This window comes from Fusobacterium sp. SYSU M8D902 (assembly GCF_040199715.1).
In the GTDB taxonomy this organism is placed as follows: Bacteria; Fusobacteriota; Fusobacteriia; order Fusobacteriales; family Fusobacteriaceae; genus Fusobacterium_A.
Map to the genome: position 1 here is coordinate 1 of NZ_JBEFNA010000041.1, position 10,329 is coordinate 10,329.

The 10,329-nt window shown below is 27.4% G+C and carries 11 protein-coding genes; 4 read left to right on the top strand and 7 right to left on the bottom strand.

Annotated features, from left to right (window positions below):
• Positions 1-216: 216 nt before the first annotated feature.
• Positions 217-1,083, top strand: a complete 867-nt coding sequence (gene nfo, locus ABNK64_RS10465) for a deoxyribonuclease IV (protein WP_349764333.1) — start codon at positions 217-219, stop codon at positions 1,081-1,083.
• Between the two features lie 55 nt (positions 1,084-1,138).
• Here the strand turns inward: nfo and ABNK64_RS10470 are convergent, their stop codons facing one another.
• Positions 1,139-1,840 carry a hypothetical protein gene (locus tag ABNK64_RS10470; protein ID WP_349764334.1) on the bottom strand — a complete coding sequence of 234 codons (702 nt, stop codon included), beginning with the start codon at positions 1,838-1,840 and terminating at the stop codon, positions 1,139-1,141.
• 118 nt (positions 1,841-1,958) lie between these two features.
• Between ABNK64_RS10470 and ABNK64_RS10475 the strand changes: the two genes are divergently transcribed.
• Positions 1,959-2,582 carry a hypothetical protein gene (locus ABNK64_RS10475; RefSeq protein WP_291256871.1) on the top strand — a complete coding sequence of 208 codons (624 nt, stop codon included), beginning with the start codon at positions 1,959-1,961 and terminating at the stop codon, positions 2,580-2,582.
• A 373-nt stretch (positions 2,583-2,955) separates the two neighbouring features.
• On the opposite strand, the gene ABNK64_RS10480 is transcribed toward ABNK64_RS10475, so the two are convergent.
• On the bottom strand, positions 2,956-3,504 hold the full coding sequence (locus ABNK64_RS10480; RefSeq protein WP_349764335.1) for a hypothetical protein: 549 nt from the start codon (positions 3,502-3,504) through the stop codon (positions 2,956-2,958).
• A gap of 118 nt (positions 3,505-3,622) precedes the next feature.
• On the opposite strand from ABNK64_RS10480, the gene ABNK64_RS10485 reads away from it, so the two are divergent.
• Both ABNK64_RS10485 and ABNK64_RS10490 read left to right on the top strand, forming a co-directional pair.
• The gene (locus tag ABNK64_RS10485; RefSeq protein ID WP_349764336.1) at positions 3,623-4,306 is read left to right on the top strand and encodes a pseudouridine synthase; all 684 of its coding nucleotides are present in this window, start codon (positions 3,623-3,625) and stop codon (positions 4,304-4,306) included.
• Positions 4,307-4,411: 105 nt separating this feature from the next.
• Positions 4,412-5,389: a tyrosine-type recombinase/integrase gene (locus ABNK64_RS10490; RefSeq protein ID WP_349764337.1), complete on the top strand. Its 978-nt coding sequence runs from the start codon at positions 4,412-4,414 to the stop codon at positions 5,387-5,389.
• A gap of 267 nt (positions 5,390-5,656) precedes the next feature.
• Here ABNK64_RS10490 and nagA read toward each other — a convergent pair whose 3' ends face one another.
• The 5 genes from nagA to ABNK64_RS10515 are packed head-to-tail and all read right to left on the bottom strand — an operon-like array spanning position 5,657 to position 10,235.
• Positions 5,657-6,790, bottom strand: a complete 1,134-nt coding sequence (gene nagA, locus ABNK64_RS10495) for an N-acetylglucosamine-6-phosphate deacetylase (RefSeq protein ID WP_349764338.1) — start codon at positions 6,788-6,790, stop codon at positions 5,657-5,659.
• Positions 6,791-6,848: 58 nt separating this feature from the next.
• The gene (nagB, locus tag ABNK64_RS10500; protein ID WP_291256866.1) at positions 6,849-7,676 is read right to left on the bottom strand and encodes a glucosamine-6-phosphate deaminase; all 828 of its coding nucleotides are present in this window, start codon (positions 7,674-7,676) and stop codon (positions 6,849-6,851) included.
• A 19-nt stretch (positions 7,677-7,695) separates the two neighbouring features.
• Entirely contained in the window at positions 7,696-8,550 is an 855-nt protein-coding gene (locus ABNK64_RS10505) for a MurR/RpiR family transcriptional regulator (protein ID WP_349764339.1), read from the bottom strand.
• Positions 8,551-8,552: 2 nt separating this feature from the next.
• Complete coding sequence (gene mnmL / locus ABNK64_RS10510) at positions 8,553-9,470, bottom strand: tRNA modification radical SAM protein MnmL/YtqA (RefSeq protein ID WP_349764340.1); 918 nt, start codon at positions 9,468-9,470, stop codon at positions 8,553-8,555.
• A 48-nt stretch (positions 9,471-9,518) separates the two neighbouring features.
• Positions 9,519-10,235 carry a 2-phosphosulfolactate phosphatase gene (locus ABNK64_RS10515; protein WP_349764341.1) on the bottom strand — a complete coding sequence of 239 codons (717 nt, stop codon included), beginning with the start codon at positions 10,233-10,235 and terminating at the stop codon, positions 9,519-9,521.
• Between the last annotated feature and the right edge of the window lie 94 nt (positions 10,236-10,329).

Here is a 10,329-nt window from a genome sequence, read left to right on the forward strand (position 1 = left end):
AAAATGAATTTAGACAAATTATTTAATTACCAATTTCCATATCTGTTCCCTTTTTTTCATTTCAAGTTAACAGATTCTACTTTTTATTTTCCTTCTATTAAGAGTATACTTCATATTCTAAAAAAATCAATAGATTTAAAAATAAAGTTCTATAAATTATTCCTCTATGCTCCAATTTATGATATAATTAGTATAATATAAAGGAGTGATTTATTAATGACAAGAGAAGATAAAATAAAAAACAAGTGGATCGGACCTCACGTATCTACAACAGGTGGAGTATTTAATGCTCCGATCAATGCTAATAAAATTGGAGCTAGAGCTTTTGCTTTATTTACTAAAAATCAAAGACGTTGGGAAGCTAAACCTCTTAGTGAAGATGATATAAATGAATTTAAGAATAATTTACTAAAATATGGATATTCTCCAGAATATATCCTACCACATGATAGCTATCTAATAAATTTAGGAGCAGAGGATATGGAGAAGAGAGAAAAATCTTTAAATGCTTTTATAGATGAGATCAAAAGATGTGAACAGCTTGGTTTAAAATACTTAAACACTCACCCTGGAAGTCACTTAAATGAAATCAGTGAAGAAAAGTGTATTGAGAATATAGCTGATTCTATTAATAAAGCTTTAGCTGTTACTAAAAATGTTACTGTTGTATTGGAAAATACAGCTGGGCAAGGATCAAATATGGGATATAATTTTTCTCATCTTGGTAAAATTATAGAAAAAATAGATGATAAAAGTAGAATAGGTGTTTGTTTAGATACTTGCCATACTTTAGCTGGTGGATATGAATTAAAAGATCTTGCTGGTTATGAAAAGACTATGGAAGAGTTTGAAAAGTGTGTAGGCTTTAAATATCTTAAAGGAATTCATTTAAATGATTCTAAGTTTGATACAGGAAGTAAAAAGGATAGACATGATAGTATTGGAAAGGGATTTTTAGGAGAGGAATTTTTTATTAGATTTATGAATGATCCTAGATTTGATAATATTCCAATAATATTAGAAACTATTGATGATACTATTTGGGAAGAGGAGATTAAATACCTGTATAGTCTTATTAAATAATTAATTATAAAAAGAAGTTGGTTATATAGCTAATCAACTTCTTTTTTTATATATTTTAAAATTTAATTTTTTCCAAAAGTTCCAAAATTTTTTTCTCCTCTATTGTTTTTCCAATATTGAATTTAAGTTCTAACTCCCTTCTTATTCTCTCTTGAAACTCCTTCTCTATTCTTTCTGTCTCTTCTATCCTCATTTTTTTTATCTCTTCTACTCTTTGACAAAATAATTTATAACCCTCTTCATCAAATATAAGCTTATCTTTGACAAAATTTTTCATTATAGGGTAGATATTTGATATGAGTGTTTTCTCTTCTTCTGAGATATTTTTTAACTCTTTTAATCCATTTAAATAAAGGTTATAGTCTATATAACCAGTCAATCCATCATCTCCATTATAGTTATATAGGACACTATTAATAAATTTATATAGTGGTAAAACCTCCTTTGCTCCCTTCATATCACTATACATTTTTTCTTTTATGGAATTTATAAGTTCTAGGTTTTCACTTAGATAATCCACATTTTCATTATTTTTATTTCTCTTTAAATGGTTAATCTCTTCAAATATCTCAACTTTATCTCCCCACTCCTTTGTAAAGATACTTTTAAATATATTTTGATATAATTTATTTTGTATCTCCTCTTCTTGTTCATATTGATATATGTATGTATTGAGAGTAGGTCTAGATATCTCTAAAATATCGGCTAATTCTTTTAAGGTTATTTTATATTTTTTTAAAAAGTTTTTTATCTCCATAATATAAATAGTATCATTTTTTACGAAAAAAATCAATTTTATATTTTTTTACATTTTACTTTACATTTTTACAAAAATATGTTATATTATATTTGAAAATAAATGTGAGGTGATAGTAATGAAAAAAACTGTTATGGAATGGTTAGGAGAAGTTAAATTATACAATAAAAAGATAGCTAAAAAAGAGTTTGAATTAGAGAATACAGATCTTTTTTATGCTGATACTAATATTAGATATGATAAAGAAAAAGCTAAAAAATATTTAGAGGAAACAAATGCACTTTATCAAAGTTATAAACAACTTGTTGCTAACAGAAATAAGATAAGACAAGCTATCTTACAATTTAATGCTTGTACTTTTATTGAAATTGGAGAGATGAAAATCACTATTGCAGAAGCTTTAGAAAGATTAAAAAACAATGAGAATATTATTATTGATATCTTAGAAGAGAATATTAATAATATGATCTCAAAAGAAGCAGAATTAAAATTGGTGCAAGAAAATGAGGTTAAAGAATTTGAAAAAATGTTATATGGTTCTAATAAATCAATTGGAAATATAGCAATCTCTGAGAAATTAGAAGAGAGAAGAAAATCATATACTCCTGTTATTGAAGAGATTTTTGATCTAAAAAAAGAACTTGAAAAAGAAAAAGAGTTCAAAGATGAGTTTGATCAAAAAATCAATACTTTAATCAATATTTTAAATGTTCAAAATACTCTTGAGATAGAGTTAATATAGTTTAAAATTGGGATAATATATCGAATATTTCTAAAACAACCTATTCAGAAAGATTTTGTAAATTTGTTATCTGAATTATAAAAATAAAAAAAATTTACAACTAAAAACATTTTTATTGAGAAGAGTAAAGAAAAAGAAGGATAAAATCTGTAAATATAATAGTAAATCCAAAGAGATTAAGTCTTTAGTTTTTAGCTTTTAGTCTTTAGAATTTAGTTTTTAGAGTTTAGAGTCAAGTTTTAAGAATAGAATATAGTGTTAAGATTTTATAAAATCTAGGACAATAGTAGGATAAGATAAGTTTGTTCTTTGAAAAGCTACCTAGCTGATATATTATCCCATTATAAAAGCGATGCCTTTTGACATCGCTTTTTTATATATTACCTATCAATTTTTTTATTGCTCTTTTCAACTCTTTGCTTTCTTCTATCTTCTTTATCTTGCTCAATAGCCAATTCAATTCTTTTTCCTCAATAGATAAAAGTGTTTTTATATGTAGTTCCAACAGCTCTACCTCTTGAGGTAAAAGCAGTTTCCTAGTTGATTGATTTATCTCCCCTACACTGCCTTTCCCTTCTAAAAATGAGATAACTTTATTCCAATTTCCATATAAATCTATCTTTCTTAATAACATTATAGATCTATAATCCAATTGAGGTATTTCACTATATCCCTTTCTTTTTAAATATATTTTTACCTCATCATCTCTATAGGTTAAAAGAAGTACCTCTCCCGCTTTTTTGGCATTCATTATTTTAGGAAGCTTACTATCCTTTCCCTTGCTTCTAAGATATTTAGAAAGTGGAATTAGATTTACAGTATCAAAAAACTCCATAAAAAACTCATTATTTGTATATCCATCAGGAATAACTCCCTGTTCAATAGTTTCAATCATACTGTCTATTTTTTTAAAATCTACCATAATACTGCTCCTTTGTTATGTTATTAATCTATTATAACATTTACTATATTAAAAGTAAATTTGAAACTTATCTAAATATATGATAGTATAGATGTAGTAACATATATTGGAGGTAATAATGAGATTAGATAAATTTTTAACAGAGTGTGGAATTGGAAGTAGAAGAGAAGTTAAAAAAATCCTAGACAGTAATAGAGTTAAGGTTAATGGAATTATAGTTAAAAATCCACAAAGTAATATAAAGGAGAGTATAGATAAAGTAGAGTTAGATTCAAGAATATTAGAGTATAAAGAGTTTAGATATTATATAATGTATAAGAGAGCTGGATATATAACAGCAACTGAAGATCCAAAAGAGAAAACAGTTATGGAGTTACTACCTGAATGGGTAATAAAAAAAGATCTAGCCCCTGTAGGAAGATTAGATAAAGATACAGAAGGATTACTACTTTTTACCAATGACGGAAAATTATCTCACTCTCTACTTTCTCCAAAAAAACATGTAGATAAAACTTATTATGCAAAACTAGAAAATATAATAAATCAAGAAGATATAAAAAAATTGGAATCAGGAGTTGATATTGGAGGATATATTACTAAACCTGCCCAAGCTAAAATCATCTCTGACAAGGAGATTGAACTAACAATTTCAGAAGGGAAGTTTCATCAAGTTAAAAAAATGTTAGAAGCTGTAAATAATAAAGTTATTTATCTAAAAAGATTAAGTTTTGGAAATTTAAAATTAGAAGGTATGGAGCTAGGTGAGGTAAAAGAGATTTCTATTGAAGAAATTTTAAAATAACTTATTTTTTATAAAATTGAGCCACATTTTATATCAGGAAATTTAATTTATTTCGTTATTTGATAACATTTTATAAAAAATATATTAGGACTTTTAGGAGAGGGAATGGATATCATTAAAAGAGGAGAAACTAGATTAGATACTCCAAGAAGAAAAAAAAGAGAAAAAGAGAATAGAAAAAGTATTTTTGAAATTTATCGTTCTGAAAAAACTATAAAAGATTATCTTTTTTATTTAAAAGATTTTTTAGAATATATTTATGAAGGGGAAAATATAAGAGCTGATGAACTGATAGACCTAATGAAGGAGATTGAAAAACAAGATGTAGAAGATTATCTTACTCATCTGATCGAGGATAGAAAGATGAAAAAAACATCTATTAATAAAATTATATCTGCCTTGAAATCCCTATATAAAGAGCTAGAAAAAAATGGTTACAACAATCCGTTTAAGTATGTGGAGTTGTTCAAAGTTTCTAGAAATATAGACAACGTATTAAAACTTTCTGCTGAAGACATAAAAAAAATTATAGGACAATATACTATAAAAGGAGAGAAGGAGTATAGAAACCTAACTATACTATACACTCTTTTTTATACAGGGATGAGAAGTTCAGAACTTATTAATTTAAAATTCAAACATCTACTAAACAGAGAGGGAAATTACTTTATAAAACTCGAACAAACAAAAAGTGGAAAAGAACAGTATAAATCTATTTATCCAACTCTAGTTGAAAAACTTTTAGAATATAAACAATACAAGCAACAGATATATAATATCAACAATGAGGAGATTGAAGATATTTTTATATTCAATAGTTCTGTTGAGAAAAATACAAAATTAGCTTACAGAACTCTATATGATATAATTCAAAATTTTGGTAAATTGATAGGGAAGGATATTAGTCCTCACAATGTTCGTCACGCAGTAGCGACTGAACTTTCTTTAAATGGAGCTGATATTTTAGAAATTAGAGATTTTTTAGGACACGCAGATACAAGAGTAACAGAAGTATATATAAATGCTAAGTCAGTATTAGAAAAAAGAGTTTTAGAGAAACTTCCAGATTTAGAAAAAATATAGTCATATAATTTTAAATATAAAATAACAATATAAATTTACGATAAATTTTATAGTATATTCATTATAACATCTCGTAATTATAACGTCTTTAAACAATTTATTAAAAGATTATACTTTAATAATTATATAGATAAAAATTATTTCAATAATAAAACCACATATAATTAACATTATATGTGGTTTGGTTAATTGCTTTATACAAATAAAAATTATTTAGAATAATTTTTGGTTTAACTTGATACTAAAGGTGATGAAATCGAGAACATTTTAGTACTCTATTCCTTTAGCTATTACCTTTTTAAGATTTAAATGTTTATCTAAGAAGACTATATCTGCAAAGTAATTTGGCTGAAGTTTTCCATATCTATCATCTATTTTAACAGCTTTAGCTGGATATAGAGTAGCCATTCTTATAGCCTCTTCTAAAGTTATATCACAGTGTTTTACTAAGTTTCTAACTCCTGCATCCATAGTTAAAGCTGAACCACCTAGTGTTCCATCTTCTCCAAAACATTTTCCATCTTTATAATATACTTTATTTCCTTCAAAATAGAAATATTCCATATCTGTTCCAACAGGAGATACAGCATCTGTTACAAGATACAATCTTTCTCCCATCACTTTAATAGCAGATTTTATTGCAGAGTAATGACAATGGAATCCATCAACAATTATTCCAGCACAGATATCACTATCAAACACTGTTCCTACAGCTCCAGGATTTCTATGGTTAAATGATGACATCCCATTATATAGATGTGTTGCTAATGTTATACCATATCCTTCTTTTTCCTTTAACTCTTCATAAGTTCCATTTGTATGACCAAGAGCTACTCCAATTCCAGCACTATGTAATTTTGATATAATTTTACCCTCTGTTTTTTCTGGTGCTAAAGTTATTATTCTTACATTTTCTTTTCCACTTTCGATTATCCTGTCAACAATAGCCTCATCAGCTTTTCTAATGTATTTAGGATTGTGTATTCCTTTTTTCTCAACACTTATATATGGTCCCTCTATATGTAGTCCTAACACTCCATACTTTTCTTTATCTATCCCCTCTACAAGAGATATAGCTTTTAAGATATTTTCATCTGAAGTTGTAATAAGTGTAGGAGTAAAAGATGTACAACCATATTTTAAATTAGTTTTATACATTGTTTCTAGAGTTTTTTCACTTATATCATCATTAAATAAAACTCCACCACAACCATTCAATTGAAGATCTATAAACCCTGGAACAACATAATTGTTCTCTGCATCAATAATTTCTATTCCATCTTTTGAAAAATCAACTTCGTTTATTATATCAACTATTCTGTCATTTTCAAAAATTAGAACTTTCTCTTTATAAAATCTATTCCCTATAAATATTTCTCCATTTATTATTGCTTTTCTCACAAGACCTCCTATTATATAAAAGGAGTCACATAACTGCGACCCCTCAATATTACTCTAATTATTTATTCTCTTCGTATAATTCTTTTAATAATCTTTCTGAGTCTAAGTTATTTTTTTCAATATCTTTAAAATATCTGTATGTACTTACTTTTAACTCTGCACAAGCTGCTTCATCAGAAACAATTATTCCACTTCTATGTAGTTGAAGAGCAGATATAGTCCACATATGATTTACTCCTTCTTCAATTCCATAGTGTAAAGCTCTAGATTTATTAGCTCCTGTTACCATAATTAATATCTCTTTAGCATCTAATATTGTTCCTACTCCAACAGTTAAAGCCAATTTAGGAACTTTATTTACATCTCCACCAAAGAATCTAGAGTTAGCTATTATTGTATCCATAGTTAATTCTTTATCTCTAGTTCTTGAAGAAAGAGAAGATCCTGGCTCATTAAAAGCTATATGTCCATCTGGTCCAATTCCTCCTAAGAATAGGTGAATTCCTCCATATGATTTTATTTTTTCTTCATATCTTTCACACTCTGCTTGATAATCTTCAGCCATTCCATCTAATATATTTATATTTTCCTTTGGAATGTTAATATGATCGAAGAAGTTATGGTGCATATAGTAATGGTAGCTTTGATCGTTGTCTGGTGTTAATCCTACATATTCATCCATATTAAAAGTAACTACATTTTCAAATGAAACTATTCCATCTTTATTTAATTGTATTAATCTTTTATACATTTCTAATGGTGTTCCACCTGTAGGTAATCCTAATACAAATGGTCTATCTTTTGTTGGTTTAAATTCGTTGATTTTTCTTGCTACATATACAGCAGCCCAATCTCCTACATTTTTATCAGTTATAACTACTCTCATCTTTTTCCTCCTAATATATTTATTTTATTTTAAATCCTTGAACTAATTCAATAGCATCAAAGATATAATTTTGCATCTTTTTATTCTCCAACATTAATTTAACATACAGCATATCTATTATTGTTAATTGTGATATTCTCGGTGTTAAAGCTGTTGATCTAAAATTACTTTTCATCTCTACAGTATTAAGTTTTATATCTGCTAACTCCCTAATTGGATTAGGAGCTATACTAGTCATAGCTATAATTTTTATATTTTTTTCTTTTGCTACCTTAGCTATATTATACATCTCCAATGTTTTTCCACTATGAGAGATTATAAATAAAACATCATTTTCTGTCATTGTAGCTAAACAACTTAGTTGCATATGAGTATCTGTTTCAATGACTGCTGGTTTTCCTAATTCTAACAGCTTGTAATAAAAATCTTTAGCTGCTATACCTGAAAATCCAACTCCTGTTAACATTATTTTTTTAGCTTTTCCCAGAGCTATAACAGCTCTCTCAAGCTCTTCAAAATCAGTTACTTCACAAGTATTATTAATAGCTATTGTATTTGCATTTGCTATTTTTCTTCCAATTATTTCAAAACTATCATCATTTTTTATATCCTCATGTATAATACTAATATGAGATTCTGCCTTTCTATTACCTAAATCTTGACTTAAGGCTAATTTAAAATCAGGAAATCCTTTAAATCCAATTCTTTTAGCAAATCTTACAACAGTAGCCTGACTAGTATTAGTCTTTTCCGCTATCTCATAAGTATTTAGATCCTTTATCTCTTCGGGTTTTTCTAAAACATAATCTGCAACTTTCTTTTCTCCTGCAGAAAGATCATTTTGGATATTACTTATCTTAATGAGTACTCCCATTCTTACCCCCTCTCTATTTTATATTTACCTTGAACAACATCTTCCTCTTTCATCAGTTTATCAATACTGTTTAATACATCTCTTTTATTTAGACTCCAAAGAGGACCAATCAGATTATTTCTATCTCCATCACCTGTCACTCTATGTATGACTATATTATACGATAAATTTGCCAAAATTTTAACTATTTTTTTCACATATTCATCTTTTTTTTGCAATTTTAATTCATTTCTATTATAAATCTCTTCTAACATAGTATTTTTTATTACATGTAAGAGATGAATTTTAACTCCCCAAGTCCCACATTTTTCTGCAAATATCGCTGTATTTAGTGGATCGTCTTCATTTTCATAAGGAAGTCCAACTATTATATGAGTTACAAATTTTATGTTTCTTTTATTTAATTCTTTAGTAGCTTCAACATATGTTTCTAACGGATATTTTCTATTAATTTTTTTAGCTACATCTTCATTTATAGTCTGTAGCCCTAGTTCTATCCAAATAAAATGCTTCTTATTTAATTCATCCAAAAGATTTAGAACATCTTCTCCTAAACAATCAGGTCTTGTTCCTATGGCAAGTCCTATTACTCTAGGGTGTGACAAGGCTTTTGTATATATCTCTCTCAAATACTCCACATCTGCATATGTATTAGTAAAATTTTGAAAATAAGCTATTACTTCTCCATCGGGAAATTTTTTCTCTATGAGTTTTAATTGATCCTCTATTTGATTATAGATATCATCTCCTCTTTTTCCAGCAAACTCTCCACTACCTCTTTCACTACAAAAGATACAGCCTCTTTTACTTAAAGTCCCATCTCTATTTGGACAAGTAAATCCACCATCTAAAGATACTTTATAAATTTTTTTCCCAAAAGTTGTTTTAAAATAATCATTTAATGTATTATATCTTTTCATCTATTAATCCTTCTATTTTTTATTATATTATACCATAAAAATCCATATTTAATTCTCTATATTTATTGTAATTTTTCCATTTCTATATATTGGGACAATATCATACTTATCTGTAGAAAGACAATATTTCAAATCCTCTATAAATCCTAATTTTTTTAGATATTCATAGTGTTTTGTTCCCTCTAATGTATCACAAACGTCTTTTGAATTCTCAGCTATTTTTCTCAAAGCTATTGCCATATCAGAAAGTTCAACCTTCTTGACTTTCTCAACTCTTTTAACTATCTCTCCAGCACACAAGGTATCATCTAAGGAGAAATTATCATCTGTTCCTGAACAAATTATGACTACATCCTTTTCATCTTTTATAATCTGTTTAACAACACCCTCTATATTTAAAAAAGCAGCAATATATACTCTCTCTGCTCCAATACAACTTTCGATTGCCCTCGTTCCATTACTAGTAGTCATATACATATTCCTATCCTCTATCAGTTCTCTTTTATACTCAAGAGGAGAGTTCCCACAATGAAATCCATCTATTTTTAATCCTTTTCTCTCTCCACAAAGTAATGGATTAATATCTAGTTTAGAATTTTCTAAAACACTCTCTATATCTCTATATGGGTATATTCCCTTCACTCCATTAGCTAAAGCTGTTATCATAACACTTGTAGCTCTAAGCACATCAATAATTATAACAGTTTTCCCCTTAATTTTATCAAAAGTTACATTTCCTGCTGTATCTATAATATCAATTCTCATTTACAACCTCCTTCTAGTGTGTTTTGCAAGTAGTTAGTTTAATAAATTGCAACTTTAAATTTCCAACTTTTATCCATTGTAAATTTAATAACTA

Bases quoted from the DNA above. Each gene is read 5' to 3' on its own strand.
- ABNK64_RS10470 (WP_349764334.1), bottom strand. From the start codon at position 1,840: ATGGAGATAAAAAACTTTTTAAAAAAATATAAAATAACCTTAAAAGAA.
- ABNK64_RS10475 (WP_291256871.1), top strand. From the start codon at position 1,959: ATGAAAAAAACTGTTATGGAATGGTTAGGAGAAGTTAAATTATACAAT.
- ABNK64_RS10485 (WP_349764336.1), top strand. From the start codon at position 3,623: ATGAGATTAGATAAATTTTTAACAGAGTGTGGAATTGGAAGTAGAAGA.
- ABNK64_RS10505 (WP_349764339.1), bottom strand. From the start codon at position 8,550: ATGGGAGTACTCATTAAGATAAGTAATATCCAAAATGATCTTTCTGCA.
- ABNK64_RS10490 (WP_349764337.1), top strand. From the start codon at position 4,412: ATGGATATCATTAAAAGAGGAGAAACTAGATTAGATACTCCAAGAAGA.
- ABNK64_RS10515 (WP_349764341.1), bottom strand. From the start codon at position 10,235: ATGAGAATTGATATTATAGATACAGCAGGAAATGTAACTTTTGATAAA.
- nagB (WP_291256866.1), bottom strand. From the start codon at position 7,676: ATGAGAGTAGTTATAACTGATAAAAATGTAGGAGATTGGGCTGCTGTA.
- mnmL (WP_349764340.1), bottom strand. From the start codon at position 9,470: ATGAAAAGATATAATACATTAAATGATTATTTTAAAACAACTTTTGGG.
- nfo (WP_349764333.1), top strand. From the start codon at position 217: ATGACAAGAGAAGATAAAATAAAAAACAAGTGGATCGGACCTCACGTA.
- ABNK64_RS10480 (WP_349764335.1), bottom strand. From the start codon at position 3,504: ATGGTAGATTTTAAAAAAATAGACAGTATGATTGAAACTATTGAACAG.